Below are 17,556 nucleotides of genomic sequence, written 5' to 3'. Positions count from 1 at the left end.
GTTTTTTTGTAAGTAAAATTTTCTAAAAAACTGCTTTTGTTATAATTGTATTTCAATATTGGGGGTGAAAATCAACTTATTGAAGGTTAAATACTCTAAAACACAAAGAGAGGTAGAAATCTCCTTTCTTTGTGTTTTATATAATTCACTTCTGGAAAAAACGAATTTTTTAATTTTGACTATAGTATTTCATTAAAAGTTCTGTTTCTAGTTGCATTTGTTTATTTAATGTTCTTTCTACTTCCATTAACCAACCTTTATAGCGGCGTGAAAAATCAACCTTTCTAAAAGTAAAAGGATATAAGTCTTCTAACATTTCATTTTTAATAATATCCAATACAAACTCAATCTCTAAATTCCCCGGTAAATCTAAGACAAATACTTTATAATGTGTCCCTCTTTCAGCATTATAGCCCTCTCTTATAGAGTCCTTGCGTAAACCTCTTCCCTCAAATTTACGTCTCCAAGCTCCAACGGCTTCTCTAAGCCTTTTCGTTTCAGATTGAAGCTTTTTCTCGAGTAACAATACTTTTTGTTCTAATTCTAAAACCTCTGCTGATTTCAATTCATCCTGCATGGAATCATCTCCTATTAATATTTTAAATATTGTAGCGGTAAGAAAGTATATTTCTAGATACGAGTTTCTGCTAAATAAATTTTCGTGACATCATCTCGATTGTGTCCAATTAGTTGTGCAACTTTTAAACGAGCAGCATCTTCTGAATGTCCTAGAAAGATAAATGAGTCATACTGCTCTTTTGCATAAGCGTGCCTGAAGCTGTGCATAGTTATTTCAATCCCTTTTGGTCGAGAATTTAATGGATCAATGACTTTTTGCCGGTTATTTTTAATGAAGTCTTGAACACGTTGAATTACTTGATGTGCATTTTGACTAGGTGGGACAAAGATTTTTTGACCACGCGAAATGTTTTGTATAGCAGCTTCTAATGTTGTGATGGCTACGTCATTAAGTGGCACTTGGCGAATAAGTCCCCCTTTTCCCTTAACCGTTAAAAAGCTCTCTCTGAAAGCTCTTTCTACATCTGAACGGCTCAATCTAACCGCTTCATGGATACGTAAACCCAATTCCTTACCTAAAATAATTATAAAGGCTATTTTAGGGTTTCTAGTTTGCCTAGCAAGGCTAATAAATGCTTGATATTCTAAATTTGTAGGGCGACGATCAATCCCACCGAAACGTCTTCTCTCTAGATTAAAATTGATATATTTTTCGCTCAATACTTGGTTACTACTTAGTAAATACCGAGTTTGAGGGATTTGGTCATGAAAATAACGTATAGCAGCTAAATCATTTTTAACTGTAGCAGCTGATTTTCCTTCACTTTGACGTTCAATAACGTATTCTATGAGATGCTTGTTTTGTATGTTAGCAAGTGTTTTTAAATTATAGTTATCTGCCAAGAAGCGGCAAAATAGATCCATATGGCTATAATACTGTGGTAAGGATTTATTTACACTTATCCCTTTTGCATGTCGCGCTACTTTATTTAACTGTAACATTAAATTTAAGTACGCACCTTTATTACTTAAATCATCATTTTTTTCTGCTGCATTCCGCAGTTCTACTTCTGTTTTAATCCATCCTCTATTTCCGATGATAACCAATCCTTTCTAGTATATTTTATTACGATTTTAAAAAAGAGCAGACTTCGCCTATATAAAATTTTTAAGATCTTTATGAGATTTATATAAAAGGTACTTACGAAAGGTCTTTATCATAAGACTTTCTAACTCTTATAACGTTCTGTCTATATGGAGCTATATAAACATACTTATTGTTGGTATCCTCATAAAATATTGTTAAGTACTATTTTTCACAACTTTAAGCACGAATGCTTAACGCTTATAAAGCGGGTGAAGCTTGCTTATACTAGCAATTCTGCTAGCTTCTAATAGTTTAAGAAAAGCAAGGTCAATGTCCGCAGACATAAAGTTTTCAAGATCATAGTTAACGTTAAACATACTTGATTTATGCAGTCACATTTTTACTTGGCGTTAATTTATTCACTCTTGCCCTTGGAGTGTTAGCCTCTTGTATTTTTAGGTGTATTATCACCGCTTATTGGGTCCCCGAGCTAATTAGAGACGGTGAGATTAACTGGTATCTAGCAACAGCTATGCGATACAGACCAGTTCAAAGTTTGGCAACAGTATGATTTGAAACTGGATTTCTCTTTCTATATAAAACGTTGTTATGAGTACGAAGCAAAAAATCAACGTGTCTTTTTTGCTTCACGACCAATGAATGCTGTGGGTCTAGCCAATTAGAAATGTAATGGATTATTCGATATATGTGAAATAAGTTAAATACTTATGAGATTGTTAAACGATTTTTGAAGATTAGTAGTTAGGAATGTTATTTGCTTTGTTGGATTTAATGTCGAAATGAAATTAGTGGTCTATCTAAATTTAGATAGAGCTAGGTTAATGGCTTTATTTGCATTCATGGTCAAATAAAGATTTTTTGAATAAGATGTCACAGAAGTGAGCGGAATAGATTGTTGAAAGCGAGATATAAGATAAAAAGAAAAATATTTATATATTTATGATAGCAGTAGATATTCTGAATTTTAATAAAGACGAGATAAAAACCTGAAAAAATATTGTTAGTACTGATTTGTGGTTTTATATATAACAAGCATAATTATTTTAATTTTGGGGATAACTACTAATAAAAGTTTTTATTTTAGCGGGAGGTTATATGTATAAAACGTACAAAGTAATGCTTGTCCCCAATAATAAACAAATTACACGTTTTTTTAGAATGGCTGGTGCAGCAAGGTATATATATAATTGGGTCTTGGCTGAACAACGGGATAATTACAAAAATGGTAAGAAGTTTATTAGACCGTTTGAGATGATGAAAAGACTTACAAAGCTTAAAGAATTACAAGAATATAGTTGGTTAAATGAATTTAGTAGAGATTTATTAAACCAAGCAATAACGGATGCTTGTAACGCATTTATTAGGTTCTTTGAGCGCATTAATCATTATCCCAAGTTCAAATCAAAAAGAAAATCAAAGCCCTCATTTGCTAATAAGTATAATAAGATTAAAATTAGTGCTACGCATGTGACATTAGAAAAAATCTCATTATCTGCAAGGCAAAATAAAAAAATTAAAAACCGAATCCGATTAGCTGAAAAAGGACGTATACCAACAGGTGAAAAGATTGAATATTATAATCCGCGAATATACTTTGATGGTCTAAATTGGTGGTTATCTGTAAGTGTCAAAGTTGAAACGAACAAAATGGACCTTACTGAAGAAGGAATAGGAATAGATTTAGGTGTAGTAGATTTGGCAGTTACTAGTGAGAATAAACGGTATGCCAATATTAATCGAACTGATATTGTAATAAGACTTGAAAAGAAATTAAAAAGATTACAACGACAATTGTCTAAGAAATTTGAAATGAATAAAGTTGAAGGGAGAATGGTAATAACCAAAAATATAAATAAACTTAAGTTACAAATACTTAAGTTGCATAAGCGATTAAGAAATATTCGTTTAAATCATATACGTAAAGTAATAAACGAAATAATAAATCGAAAACCAAGATTTATTGCTATGGAAGATTTAAATGTTAAGTTAATGATGAAAAATAAACACAGAGCTAAACAAATTCAACGACAGTGCTTTTTTGAATTTAGAAATTTGATGGAATTTAAATGTAAGTTATTTGGCATTAAATTTATTTTAGTGAATCGTTATTTTCCGTCTTCAAAGAAATGTAGTCAATGTAAAGTAATTAAAAAGGATTTAAAAGGCTGGATGAGAACATTTAAATGTATATGTGGCAATACTATAAATAGAGATTACCATGCAGCTATAAATTTAAAAGAATGGGCTATAAATAAATTTAATAGCACATATTAACTCTATAAACTAATAACATACCGATTTAATCGTCGGGAATTTAAGCCTTTGGAGCCTCAAACAAATGTTAGTAGCAGATTATATGCAAAAACAGGTGCTATGAAGAAGGAATGGCGTATAGTTAAAGCTAATAAATCGCCAAGTGTTTTATTATATAAAGCAGTATTAGTTCCGACGCTTCGCCTATATATGTTTAAGCGTCAAATCGATTGAAATATTTTGATTTAATTGTGGGAAGTATTAGCCTTTGGAGTATATAAACTGTAGCCTATAAGATGGACACTTTGAAAGAAGTCCGTCTTATAGGCTACATTCGTTTATTAAAGATGTCGAAGCGGATTGAAATGATGAAAAGATTACTTACTAAAAAAGGACCAATGTAAAAGCCTGAGTGAAAAATCGGTTACTAAAATAAAATCTGACAGTTAAGTATTTTTGAACTTCTTTTTAATGTAAAAAAACAACCCTGGTTTTCTATCCTGCTAGTTCGAAATTTCTAATTTTTTAATAAGTAATATATACTATATGTAACAAAAAAAGTGAGGTCACCAATTTTTTAAAGAAATAATTTGCGGAATAATTAGATGATTCATTGTGAAGGCAGTTTAATATTAAAATTCCACATAAAGAATTAATATAGCAACCAAAATAGTAATTATTGTAGAAAACTAAAAATGATTGCGGACCGAGGCTGACTAATTGCGTGTTAGACCCGCCTCAGGTTCAATAGGTAAGTTTGTATGGATACACAGACATCGCAAATCCAATGAATTCATAATGTGCTATGTAGATAGATATCATTTGTATCAGCCAATCCACTTTGATCTATCCACTGTTTTAAAGCTATATTTATATGCGACTTATAGCAGAGGCTAATGCAAGTTCACAAAATGTAGGATTGGGTTTATTTTGATTTAAAATTGCTGTTTCTGTAATAAGTTGGATGAAAATTTTTAGCATTAATTTCTATTAAAAAAAAATTGAGTAAAATATAGTAAATAAATCAATTGTAAGGGTGAAAAAGTTGAAAATTAATCGTCAAAATTTAAATTCTTTTATTACACCGTCAACTGTGAAATATGAATCTGAAAATTTTGATTTGATAGAAGATTATGGTGCTACTTTTATTGAAAACGAAGTATTTAATTTTGAAGAAAGAATAGCTTGTAATCCAGAAGATTATTATAATCGGAAAATCGAAATTAATAATTTGGATAAATTTATATTGAATAGCGTAATAGAAAATATGAAAAGGAAATGCAATGAATTTGGTGGGGTTACCTACTTGTCGTTACCGCAGTTAGCATCCTCATTTTCTATATTAGTTACGTATAACATAGTATTTAATGATATTGCATCAAAGTTATTAAAATTAATTGGAAATAACATTAATAAGGGGCGTGAGTTTATAGCCTTTAGTCCAAATGAAGGAGTTTTATTAGTTTCTCACAATATAGATTTATTACAACATGTTTGGAACTCTACCTTTTTTGGAAAATATTTAAGAGATTATGTACCTACATATATTGTAAAAAATGGACAATTTAAGGTATTCAATTTTAATACAAATTCTCAAAATAGAAATTTTAACGATGATGGTACACTACCGTGGATTGGTTTTTACCGCGCACATAGGAAAGAATTGGTCGATGAATTGGATAAAAAAGTGAAGTTTATTATTGTCGATCTAATTCCAACATATCATAGAAAAAGAGCTAAGCAGTTAATAGACTGGGCTAAGAAAAAAGCGCAGCATGTTATAGTGATACTCCCTTCAAACGATATACGCCTATCATATTTAGTTGATAACAATTCCTTTAAATTTCCAGTTACTCAATCGACTCATAGTATTTTAAACAGTCTATTACCATATGAATTAAATAATGAGTTACTCCATACCTGGGGTACAAATAATAGTTTAGCTGTAGTTAAATCAAGTAATATTAGTTTTAATATCAATGAGTATTCATCAATTGATAAAAATTTAATTGAAGCTTTAATAAATTATGAAAATGAACTAGTATTATGCAGAAAATCTAACGGATTATACCCCGAGAAAATTCAAAATATTGATAGATTAAAGGTCCAAATGTTAAATATAATAACTCCTTTAAGTCAATATGAAACAACTAAGAGGATATATAAACAATTAAATATTTACGATATTTATAATAAGTTCAAACAAATTCCACCTTCAGATGAAGAAGAAAAAAGTATAGATACTTACTTAAGCCATCATTTTTATAGAGCTTTTGAAGAATTATATAAACTTTTATATGAATTAAATACAAGTTTAAGAGGAGAAATTTTATATTCAAAACTTAAAAAGAGCGCATCTACGAAAATTATTATATTAATTATTGATAATTTTGAACGCCAATTAATTTCAGCGAATTTGGACGAAAATAATGTGAGTGCTGTAGAAATATTAACATATAAAGAGTTTCATGAAATGCAATTGAAAAATCAATTTCCAGTTGCAGATACATTTTTTTTAACAACACCATTTCCAACCAAGTATTTATCTTCATTCAATTTTTATGATGTGAATATTGAATTAATAAGTGTGTTAAATGACAAAACTAGATATTTTAAACATATTGATATGATTTATAAAAATGTTAGTGATTGTAGAACCCTTCTCAAATCACTGGAAAGTATTGGTATAACATGTACAAATGATGATAATTTAAGGCAACCACTAAAAATTACGGTAGAAAACAATTATAAATTTAAATTAACTCAAGTATCAGAAGTATTAAATACAGAAAATATAAATATTACGATATTTGATGATGTTAAATTGATAGAGTTATTAAAATCAAATAATAAATATGAATTAACTGTAAATGATTATATAAAAAATTCAAGTCTATTTAACTATTCAAATACTACTGAGGCTCAATTAGTAGAGGTTGAAGACTTCGAAGGGACCAAAGAATGGCTTTTTATACCTATGGAAGACTCTTTAAAAATTCAAAGGGCTAATAAAGAACTAATCAAAAGTATAGAAGTTAGTAAATTGAAGTTAGACGATTTATGGATAAGAATAAACCATGATATGAAATCAGATTTATTTAATGAAATATTAAAATTAGCTGCTACTACACCATTGATGAAATGGATAAATCATGGCGTTGGTATCTGGAATCAGATTTTAGAAAGTGTTTGGACAAATTATTATAATGGTCAGAGATTTAAAAAGACTATTTATGAAGAAATCTTAAAAGATATAAATTTACAGGGTGGAAATATTAAAAATTATGCAACTATAGCAAATTGGTTTAAACACACAAACATTGTTAGAAATCAGACTAATTTACAGGCTTTAATAAAGATTTCTGGTAAAACGGAATTTGAGGAAAGTATGCGAATTGTATTAAGCTCGGTTTCTAAACTAAGAAGTATTCACATTCAACTAGGTAAAACTATTTCCAGTCTAATTAATTCTTATTCGAAGCAATTACTTCAATATGAATTTGTTGAGGAATGGATTAGGATTGGTGATGATATTACCATCCCTACGGAAGATATTATTTCTTTAATCACGTTTTCAACTGTGAAAGATATAGATCCTAAAAATAGAGTAAACGTACCTAACGAATTATTATACAAAAATCTAGAGAAAGAATTAGCCTTTGTAATTTTAAGTGAAAATTCATTACAGGAGGAAAAATTATGAGTTCAATTATTATGAGTTCAATTGAAGAGAAAGAAAAGACACAGATTAAAATTACTGAATATATGGAAAAAGTACTTAGAGATGGATTGTTAGGGAAAGGCATTGACTACGTGGTTAATAAAAAGCCTAGATCAATTATTTTTGGAGGAGTGACATTCCCTAATAGCATTTTTAAAAATGAAAATGAGTTAGAAGTTGAGAATGAAATGGATCCAGATGTAAGATTCAGCAGTATTTCTAAAAATGTAAGTATAGGAATGGAGTTTTTAGTAAATAAAAAATTACCTATTTCCTTTAAGATTTCAGGGGAATTTTCATTTTTCACAAGAGTGAAGCCTTCATTTGAAGAACAAATGGAGTCATTGAATTATTTAAACCTAGATAAAAAAGATGGACAAGAGTCGGATAGACAAGAAGTTCAAAAGTCTAAGGGGCTATTATTAGTTGAAAAATATAAGAAACATACATTTACTTTTAATGATGTAGTAGTTAATTATAAAAATGATGGATTAATATTTGAGCAACGATCGTATGAAAGGATATTTGAAGATTTTGAAATGTTGATTCAAACTGTTAAATCAGATCCTGAGCTATTTAAACCGAAGAACGGAATAGTGAGTAAAAAAGGGATAATAGATATTCCAAAAATTTTCGAATCAGAAGTAGAATATAATGCATTTATAAATGAAATAAGCGATATAGATGTTTTATTACCTAACTATAGTTTTGAAATGAAAGTTGATTTGTTAGATTATTTACATAATCTTGATAATAAAAAAGTAATAGTTACATTAATAAATTCATCGTCAGATCCTAGTGAATATGAGTTCCATCCTATAGAATTATACGATAGTAAAATAGAAATACTAATTAGCGAAAATTTACATGAATCGTTCATATTTGATGGTGTTAGAAATAATTACATTTTAGATAATAAATTTGATGTGAAAGGGTTGAATTGTACTGCTATTGCTAAAAAGTTAGTAGACTCTGAGGATTTAAAATTAGTAACTGAGTTCATGCCTAGATTTTTTCAACAGTTATATCGAACAAGAGATGATATTCCGGTAGATTTTAAAGACTTGATAGACCCAAGAGGTGCGTTAAGTAAACTAAATGAGATTACTTACAAGATGAAAGAATATGCAAGTGATTGGAAAGTTTTCATTGATAATAAAGGCGATGAGGATATTTCACTTATAAATCAAGCTGAAATTGATCAATGTAGCAACTTATTAAATCAATTCGAAGAAGAAATTAAATCCTTTGAATTAGGTATCTATGCATTAACAAAAGATTCAAATTTAATGAAAGGATTTAATTTAACTAATCAAGTTTTTGAAGAGGTTAGTAAATATACTGGTTGGCGTCTATTTCAAATCATATTTATAGTTAGAATGTTTCCCACACTTTACAATCGCGAAATGCTTTCAAATGATCCAAAAGCAGAAGAAATTGTTGAATCATCACTTTATGCAGATGTTTTATGGTTTCCTACTGGTGGGGGTAAAACTGAAGCGTATTTAGGGACAATTTTAACTACATTATTTTATGACCGTTTAAGGGGAAAAGATAGAGGAGTGTCAGCTTGGCTGAGATTTCCTTTAAGGATGCTATCAAAGAATCAATTAGACCGTATAGCGAAAATATTAATTGTAGCAGAGAAATTCAGATTAACTGATATGAGTTTAAATGGAAAAGGAATGCCGTTTTCAATTGGATTTTTTGCAGGCGGTGGTAATACTGACAACTTTGTTAGAAAAAAAACTAAAGATGAAGCATTTGCTAATGAAAAATCTAAAATTAATAAAATGTTGATTCATAAATGTCCAAGTTGTAATGGACAAGTCAATTTTCTGTTTAACGAATCACAATGGAGATACGTTCATAAATGTAACAATGATAGTTGTTTTGTAAAACAAAATATGAATGGAAATATTCCAATATTTATAACGGATTCTGAAGTATACAGGTTTGTTCCGAGTGTTATATGTGGAACGGTTGATAAAACCGCAATAGCAGGCAGATACCGAGAGTTTTCTCAATTATTTGGACAAGCACAAGGTAGATGTGAAAAGCATGGATATTTTTCTGATAGATGCATAGTAGGAAGATATGACGTTTATGATTCTTGTGATTCTAAAGCATCCAAAAGTAATAAAGAAATAATGAAAACTAGAAATAATTTTTATGATCCAGTGCCTACGCTTTTCATACAGGATGAACTACATTTGCTTAAAGATGAGTTAGGTTCACTATCTTCACATAATGAAGGTTATTTAATGGAATTAGCAAAGACTTACGGAAAGTCACCTAATCATATTCCTAAAATTATTGCAGCTACTGCGACAATTGAGGCATATGAAAAGCATATAAAACACTTGTATATGCGAAAACCTAGAAAATATCCTTCGATGGGATATAAGCCTGGCGAGTCATTTTATGCAACATCTATACCAAAGAGAGATAGAAGGTTATATATAGGTCTACTCCCTCATTCCAAATCTCAAGAAGAAGTAATAGCAAGGGCTGTTTATTTGTACCAAAAAGAAATTTTTAAAATGTATAATAACCCAGGCGATTATTTAAAAGAATTTGATTTAAAAGATCCAACTGAATTAATTGATATACTGGGGGATTATGATTTATCTACAGTGTACGTGAATAATAAAGCTATGGGATACGATATAGATAGAAGATTGAATGAATTTGAAGATATGAAATTGAACACGGACTTTTTAACTGGTGAAAACGATATGGAAAAAATCATTAAAGTTATAGATCGTATCGAATCAGAAAAAACTGTTTCATGCGATGAGAAGTTAAATGTATTGAATGCAACCAGTTTAATAAGTCATGGTGTTGATTTAGATAGGGTTAACAGTTTCTTTATGGCAGGAATGCCTTCTAAACAATCCGAATATATTCAAGCTTCAAGTCGTTCTGCAAGATCGAATGTAGGTTTAGTGTTTGTTTCATTTAAATCTACAAATTTAAAAGAAAGATCCCAATATCAATATTTTATTGAAAACCATAAATTTTTAGATCAATTAGTAGATCCTGTCCCGATAAATCGAATGGCAACAAAAGCTGTTGAAAAATCATTTTCTAGTATTTTATGCAGTTTATTATTAGGAATTCATTCTGCCTATAATAAAGAGGTACTTGATAAATGCGGAAAAGTGGATAAGTATATATCTGATAGAAATGCTGCTGGTAATTCAGCTCATACAGAATTATTAGAACAACTTTATAATATTTATGGATGTAAATCAGAATTCTTCCCGCTAGCTACTAGAGAAAAATTAAAAGTGTTTATTAAAAATCTATATAAAGAAAAAATGGAGCTTATAAGAATTAGTCCAACAGCAACGAATATTAAAGATAAAGAAGTATTAAACCCTATGAATAGCTTTAGAGAGATAGAAGAAGGTATTCCAATTCAAGTTGGAAGAGATACAGGAACAGTGTTGCATAATAGTAAATCTTCAGATGCAAGAGGAGGTAAATAAATGTACGATTTTACGAGAGGACGTAGCCAGGTAATGTTTAAATACTTACCTGGTGCAGTGTTCCTTCATAATGGTAGATATTTCAAAGTGAATAATTTACATTTAAGTAAAGTAGCGTTTGATACTTCAAGAATTAAAGATGAACTAATTAAATTTATCTCGAAATGGCCATTAAATGAGAAGTTATCACAGGAATCTGAAGAATCTGGGGGAATGTCGGTATCATTATTTCCTAAAGATCCTAAGAAATATTATTTCGGAGATATACAAGAAGTTGAATACGAGTTATTTCCGTTAGTGTTTAGATGCAGCGCTTGTGATAATGTACATGAGTATTACCAAATAGAGTCCCTAAAGAATGATAATCCCACATTAAATTGTGTTTTTTGTAATGCTAAATCAAGTTTAAAACAATTTCCATATGTGATGATTCATGAAAATGGAGATTTAAAGGGTTTAAAAGTTTCTCATAATGGGGGGAGCAGCTTTAAACAGAAATATGATGGCATTGCAATGAATGATACGAGAAGCTTTTTAACTGCCACATGGTATAACAAAAAGAAGAATATTACTTTAGGATCTCTGGGTGCAAATATCACTACATTACCGAAAACAGGAGAGATGAAACGTTTTATGAGCGGTAAACATGCATCAGACGGTGATGTATTTAAACCAGCAATAATAAGTATAGTAAATTTAAACAACGAAGAATTAATTGAAAGGAAAAATAATAATGACTTCCCATTTGTACAATTAGCAGCGTTACTAGAGTTGGAGAAAATAAACAGAGTGAATTTTAAAGAGAACTTTAAATTTCAAGAATCTAATAATTTTGCGCGTAATCTATTAGATTTAACACAAAATGAAGCAGAAAAAGAATTAGTATTGAAATTAATTTCTGAAAGAATGAATCAGCCTCAGTTATTAGAAAATAAGTCATTAAAAGTAGATATTGAAAATATACTTAACTCAATAAATACACATTTAGATGAAGATTTAATAAATAATGATAGGTTACTTCATGAATATCTTTTTAGCATTTACGAAAGTGATGGTAAAACTGTTAATGATAAAATTGAAGAAGCGATTGATTCAGAGGATTACTTGCAAAAAGATATTTTAGAGAATGTAAAATCAAAATTTAAAATCTTAGGTATAGAAAAAGCAACTTTATTAGATAAATTTCCTGTATTAACAGTATCTCCAGGCTTTACAAGGAAAAGTCCGAATAGAAATGAAGTAATTCTAAATCCGTACAAACAGAAAATTCAGGGATCAGTACAGACCGTTGTTCCTGTATTGTTAAGTGAAAACGAGGCTATTATTTTTAAAATTAGTCCACAACGTATACTTAAGTGGTTAGAAATCAATGGTTTTATCGATAAAACGGAAAAAGAATTAAATAAGGATGAATCAGAGTTATTCTTATACTTTAAAACTAGATTAGGGATGTATGATCCATCTGAATTAGCAGAAGTTAATTTGAAATTAAATGAAGCCTTAGATGAAAAAATGATTTCTGCTCTAGTATTCCAATTATTACATACTTTAAGTCATATGATGCTGAATGCAGGAAAATCAATAATTGGATTAGATGTTGATAGTATCTCCGAATATATTTTCCCATCTAGTTTCTCGTATGCAATTTATGTATCAAAAATACAAGGAGGTGGAATGGGGAATTTAATTGCGGCATTTGAAAATGATTTGGAAAGATGGATTAATGCTTCTTTTGATCACACACAACTATGTTTATATGACCCTGTTTGTAAAGATCATAAAGCAGCTTGCCATGCATGCTCTTATTTAAAATTTTCATGTCAACATTTTAATAGAGGATTGAGTAGGACTTTATTGATCGGTGGAATAGTTGGAGAGAAAGAAATTATAGGGTTTTTTGATAGTAAAGTAAATATATGATTAATGTAGGTGGAAAAATCGTAGATATATATAAATTTCTAACAAAATATAATCTTACAGATAAACTTGAATTATTAAGAACTTCATTGTTATTTATAAATTCCACAGAAAAAACCTTTAGTAAAGAAGATTGGACTTTACTGGTAAGACCACATTTACCTGAATCAAACGAAATTGTGTCTGTTTTATTTAGTATTTTAAAATCCGAATCTTTAATTGAAGAATTAAGCAGTGGAGAATATTGTCTGAGTAACAAAGAATTATTGGATGAAAGTTTCAAAATGATGTGTTTTTATAGAGATTTCAATGTAAAACTCAATTTAAAATCTCCGAGCAGATTATTATGGAATATGCAATTCAAAATAAAAGAGCAATTACCTCAGAATCTACGTATGGAGTTTGAGGAACTTACAGCGTATTTAAAAGATATTTTGTCTATTGCACAAAACCAGATAATTTTTTGTGCGCCATATTTTTCGATTTCAGGAATAAGAATCTTAATCAATTCTATTCAATCGGCATTAGCCATTCACCAACATTTAAAAATATGGTTTATAGTTGATGCAATAGAACTTGAATACACTCAAACTTTTATTAATAATATTACTAAAATCCTTCCTAAGGATAATTTGAGAATTTTAGTGCCTAGAATAAATATTAATGATGAACTATTGTTTCACTCAAAGTTTTTAATTGTTGATAATAGATATGGATATTTGGGTTCTGCAAATTTTAGTGAAAGAGCATTGAGCCAACAATTTGAAATTGGAATAAAATTATTTGAAGAAGATTGTTCAAAGATATCATTATTAGTGAAAAGCTGGATAGATTTATCACACTTTAGGGAAATTTAGTGATTCAAAAGTAGTTTTGCTGCATACCCTACTTTTATATATAATTAAGGTAGTTATATTTAGAAAGTAGGATATTAATGTCGATATTTAATTCAATTCCAAATAAACCATATTTTGAAACAAATTTAGGGAAAGCTTATTTAGCTGATACAATTGAATTTATCAAAATGATTCCAGATGAAAGTATAGATTTAATTATGACATCACCTCCATTTGCTTTAGTAAGAAAAAAAAGCTACGGGAATGAAGATGAGAAAGAATATATAAATTGGTTTATAAATAATTTTGCTTTTGAATTTAAGCGTATTCTTAAACCAAATGGCAGTCTAGTAATTGATATTGGTGGAGCTTATAAACCTAAAAGGCCTGTACGCTCTTTATATCATTTCGAATTGTTAGCAGAATTGTGTAATGGCCCATCAAGTTTCAATTTGGCTCAAGAGTTTTACTGGTATAATCCAGCGAAGTTGCCAAGTCCTATTCAATGGGTAAATATTGAAAAAATAAGGGTCAAGGATTCAGTTAATCCGGTGTGGTGGTTATCTAAGACTGACAATCCGAAAGCTAATAATAAAAATGTATTAGTCCCTTATAAAGCGAGTATGAAAAGGCTTTTAAAGAACGGTTATAACAGTGGTAAACGTCCATCTCAACATGTAGTTTCTGAAACTTCTTGGCAAAAAGATAATGGTGGAGCTATATCACAGAATTTAATTGGTTACAATACAGAATTAGATTTTGCAAAGTATATTGATGATGTATATAAGGAATACTTAGAGGGCTTTGAAAGTTATTTAGAGAAGAAATTTATTGAAGATTTTTCTGATAACGTTTTAGAAATTGCTAATACTTCTTCTTCTGACCGTTATCTAAAAGCATGTAAAGAAATAGGACTAAAAACACATCCAGCTAGATTTCCACATGAACTACCAGAATTTTTTATCAAGTTTTTAACCGATGAAAACGATGTAGTATTTGATCCTTTTGGTGGTAGTTGCGTTACAGCTGAGGTAGCAGAAAAATTAAACAGAAGATGGATAGTATCCGAAATAACTGAAGAATATCTAGAAGGTGCAAAATATCGTTTTTTTAATCTTGAAAACGATATTTCAAGTAGTTGAAGAATGATTGTTATTAACACAATTAATTAAATTCTAATAAAAAAAAAGCCGTCTAATAATTATATTAGGCGGTTTATTTTAAAGGTATTAACTTATTATGAAATACATATTTGCCTCCGTAAGCAAAATAAAGTTTTTTCTCATTTTGGGTCAAACTGTGGGTCAGGCTTTAAAATAGGTGCTGAAAAACTATTGAAAACACTGGTATTTCAGCACTTTTTATATTTTCCGTTTCAAGACCCGCCGTCTCCATACTTAGGAATCATGTGATTTCAAAAAAGTCTGAACCCTTTAATAACAAGGATTTTGGGCTTTTTGTGTTTTTAGGTGATTTTTTGCTGTGGCATTTAATTTGGGAGTCAAATATGTGTAAATAACTTTAAATAAGGTTAAATTAAAGAAAAGTAAGATAAACTAATTATATTTTTTGAAATATTTGCTATTATAAATGTGAGGAGTGAGGAGTGAGGAGTGAGGTGTAATGAAAGATCAAGCAAGTATATATTATTTAATTTCAGGCTTGATGATAGGTTTTGGGATATTATTTAATATACAATTGTATTCTTTTTCAGATGCTCAGTTAAATTTAATTAATATTGGGGCAGCATTAATTACACTTTCAACTACTTTTGTGAGAATATTGTCTTTTAAAAAAATTGATAATTTCTTTTATAAATTTTCTAAGTTCAATTTCTTAATAGGATTGGTAATAATTTTTTTAGGGATAGGTTTTCAAGGGTTCGATCAAAATAGTAAATTTGTTCAATTCTTTGTTGATGTAGATTCCAATCCATTAGTGCTGATATGTTTGGGTATTACAGTTGGTTCTATAGCAAATATAACAAAGTACAGCAATGACAAAGTTGAAGAAGAGAATGCTGAATTGAGGAAAGACTTAGAAAAAATCAAAGCAGAAAGAGATTTTTTAAAAAAAGAGATTAAAGATGCTGCAGATTTTATTAATAAACTAAAAAGGAGAGAAAATGATGAGTAGATTTAATTTAAAAATTAAACAAAGTTCAAACAAATATTTAAGTCCGTGGAAGATATCTTATATTCTAGATAACTTAACGAGTGAATATTATAAAAAATATGTTTTAGATCAACTTACTGAGAAGCTTGAAGACTTACCCGAAACTCAAATCCCTATAATTTTTAATGGAAGCTTCGATTTATACAATCAATATTCTAAACTGAAAAACTTTAATATAAATAATAGGACAGATACCGAAAATTTTTATTATCTAGGTGATTTGGTTTCTTTAAAACCGAATATAAAAATAAAAAAAATTGAATTAATATTTAAGCTTCATAGAGATTTATATTCTTCTCTTAAGAAAATTGATATTAAAATGGATAGAAGTAAAATTTTAGATTATATTTGGCCAAATTTTAATATAAATGAAGAGATAAACCTTGAGAATTTGTTAGAGTATATAATTCTTTTGTTAGGTAAGGATAACGATAAGCTAAAGACTGAAATACATAAAAAAATTGATAAAACAAAAAAAGAGTTTGATATTTTTCTTGATAACTTAATCAATTTTAAGCTAATTGATGAAATGAATGAAAAAGAGTTCGATGAATTTTTAAAAAATCCTGCTAATAAAAATTTTGTTAATAAGTATTATAATGCATTTTTTGATACGTATATTCGTTATTCACGGCCGATAATTGCAATTTTCGATACAGAAAAAGGAACTCTAAATATACTTGCTATAGAGTTTATAAAAGAGTCATTATTGGAAGGTAATTCTGAAAAAATAGAAATTAAAGAGATAAGTAAAAATAGTCCTACTTTGATGGATATAATGGTTGGATATATAGCAATAGGATTTTTAGCAAATACGATTCTTTTAGGCTTAGGACTTAGAAAAAATAGGTTAGAGAAACAATCCCAAAAGAATGATGGTAGTGACAAAGAAGTAATTGCTCAAGAAGTAATAAATTTAAGAGAAGCAATGAGTGGTATAGAGAAATTCACACATGAAAATAAATTTAATAAGTATATAGTTAATATAGAGGATTATAAGATTAAACGAAATTTAAAAAAAGTAAATAATAATATCAATGATAAAATAATAGAGACCCTAGATAAGAATGAATTTTTAAACCCGAATGTAAAGATTACTACAGTAGAAAATCCTAGTGGAGAACAACCAGATAGTGAATAATAGCGAGTTTAATTATGTGGTAAAAGAGAATAATTTTGAGTAAAGATTAGGTTTCTGATTTATACATAATTTGTAGTATTTTAAATATCTTTATAAAACGAACTAAAATTGAATATGATTGATAATTAATTTTAGTTCGTTTATTAAATTAAATATTAAGAAAAATGGTCCGATAATCCAAGTATTTAATTAATATAATCCCATTTGTTTCCCTCCTGCATTATGAGCATAATGCTCATGTCGTTTGTATATTGTATATCCCAGTCACTCCGTACTTTCATTAGATAAATTTCATAAAAACTTACTTTATATAGTTTCCATAAGTGATTCATTTATCAATTTGTAGTAATAATGCAACTGGTACTAAAAGAATAAACCCAGGGATGATGATG

General features: G+C 29.0%; 10 protein-coding genes. 8 read left to right on the top strand and 2 right to left on the bottom strand.

The window, feature by feature from the left end:
• Nucleotides 1–169: 169 nt before the first annotated feature.
• Together AO843_RS08790 and AO843_RS08785 are read right to left on the bottom strand one after the other, a co-directional pair.
• A complete protein-coding gene (locus tag AO843_RS08790) occupies nucleotides 170–577 on the bottom strand; it encodes a hypothetical protein (protein ID WP_054610743.1) in 408 nt (135 codons plus the stop codon).
• A gap of 53 nt (nucleotides 578–630) precedes the next feature.
• On the bottom strand, nucleotides 631–1,626 hold the full coding sequence (locus AO843_RS08785) for a tyrosine-type recombinase/integrase (RefSeq protein ID WP_054610742.1): 996 nt from the start codon (nucleotides 1,624–1,626) through the stop codon (nucleotides 631–633).
• Between the two features lie 1,096 nt (nucleotides 1,627–2,722).
• On the opposite strand from AO843_RS08785, the gene AO843_RS08780 reads away from it, so the two are divergent.
• From AO843_RS08780 to AO843_RS08745, 8 genes are all read left to right on the top strand, one after another.
• On the top strand, nucleotides 2,723–3,901 hold the full coding sequence (locus tag AO843_RS08780) for an RNA-guided endonuclease InsQ/TnpB family protein (protein ID WP_054610741.1): 1,179 nt from the start codon (nucleotides 2,723–2,725) through the stop codon (nucleotides 3,899–3,901).
• 1,024 nt (nucleotides 3,902–4,925) lie between these two features.
• The gene (locus tag AO843_RS08775) at nucleotides 4,926–7,583 is read left to right on the top strand and encodes a DrmE family protein (protein ID WP_054610740.1); all 2,658 of its coding nucleotides are present in this window, start codon (nucleotides 4,926–4,928) and stop codon (nucleotides 7,581–7,583) included.
• Nucleotides 7,580–11,095: a helicase-related protein gene (locus AO843_RS08770; protein ID WP_054610739.1), complete on the top strand. Its 3,516-nt coding sequence runs from the start codon at nucleotides 7,580–7,582 to the stop codon at nucleotides 11,093–11,095. The genes AO843_RS08775 and AO843_RS08770 overlap by 4 nt, the downstream gene beginning before the upstream one ends.
• Entirely contained in the window at nucleotides 11,096–13,015 is a 1,920-nt protein-coding gene (locus tag AO843_RS08765; protein WP_082389423.1) for a DUF1998 domain-containing protein, read from the top strand.
• Nucleotides 13,012–13,869, top strand: coding sequence for a phospholipase D-like domain-containing protein (locus tag AO843_RS08760; protein WP_054610738.1), 858 nt, complete (start codon nucleotides 13,012–13,014; stop codon nucleotides 13,867–13,869). The genes AO843_RS08765 and AO843_RS08760 overlap by 4 nt, the downstream gene beginning before the upstream one ends.
• A 77-nt stretch (nucleotides 13,870–13,946) precedes the next feature.
• The gene (locus tag AO843_RS08755; RefSeq protein ID WP_054610737.1) at nucleotides 13,947–14,990 is read left to right on the top strand and encodes a DNA-methyltransferase; all 1,044 of its coding nucleotides are present in this window, start codon (nucleotides 13,947–13,949) and stop codon (nucleotides 14,988–14,990) included.
• A gap of 481 nt (nucleotides 14,991–15,471) precedes the next feature.
• The gene (locus AO843_RS08750; protein WP_054610736.1) at nucleotides 15,472–15,984 is read left to right on the top strand and encodes a hypothetical protein; all 513 of its coding nucleotides are present in this window, start codon (nucleotides 15,472–15,474) and stop codon (nucleotides 15,982–15,984) included.
• A complete protein-coding gene (locus AO843_RS08745) occupies nucleotides 15,977–17,164 on the top strand; it encodes a hypothetical protein (RefSeq protein ID WP_054610735.1) in 1,188 nt (395 codons plus the stop codon). The genes AO843_RS08750 and AO843_RS08745 overlap by 8 nt, the downstream gene beginning before the upstream one ends.
• Nucleotides 17,165–17,556: the final 392 nt, after the last annotated feature.

Origin of the sequence: Lysinibacillus sp. ZYM-1, assembly GCF_001308875.1 — a bacterium.
In the GTDB taxonomy this organism is placed as follows: domain Bacteria; phylum Bacillota; class Bacilli; order Bacillales_A; family Planococcaceae; genus Lysinibacillus.
This window is presented reverse-complemented; position numbering and strand designations above follow the sequence as displayed.

Bases quoted from the DNA above. Each gene is read 5' to 3' on its own strand.
- AO843_RS08770 (WP_054610739.1), top strand. From the start codon at position 7,580: ATGAGTTCAATTATTATGAGTTCAATTGAAGAGAAAGAAAAGACACAG.
- AO843_RS08765 (WP_082389423.1), top strand. From the start codon at position 11,096: ATGTACGATTTTACGAGAGGACGTAGCCAGGTAATGTTTAAATACTTA.
- AO843_RS08780 (WP_054610741.1), top strand. From the start codon at position 2,723: ATGTATAAAACGTACAAAGTAATGCTTGTCCCCAATAATAAACAAATT.
- AO843_RS08755 (WP_054610737.1), top strand. From the start codon at position 13,947: ATGTCGATATTTAATTCAATTCCAAATAAACCATATTTTGAAACAAAT.
- AO843_RS08745 (WP_054610735.1), top strand. From the start codon at position 15,977: ATGAGTAGATTTAATTTAAAAATTAAACAAAGTTCAAACAAATATTTA.
- AO843_RS08790 (WP_054610743.1), bottom strand. From the start codon at position 577: ATGCAGGATGAATTGAAATCAGCAGAGGTTTTAGAATTAGAACAAAAA.
- AO843_RS08760 (WP_054610738.1), top strand. From the start codon at position 13,012: ATGATTAATGTAGGTGGAAAAATCGTAGATATATATAAATTTCTAACA.
- AO843_RS08750 (WP_054610736.1), top strand. From the start codon at position 15,472: ATGAAAGATCAAGCAAGTATATATTATTTAATTTCAGGCTTGATGATA.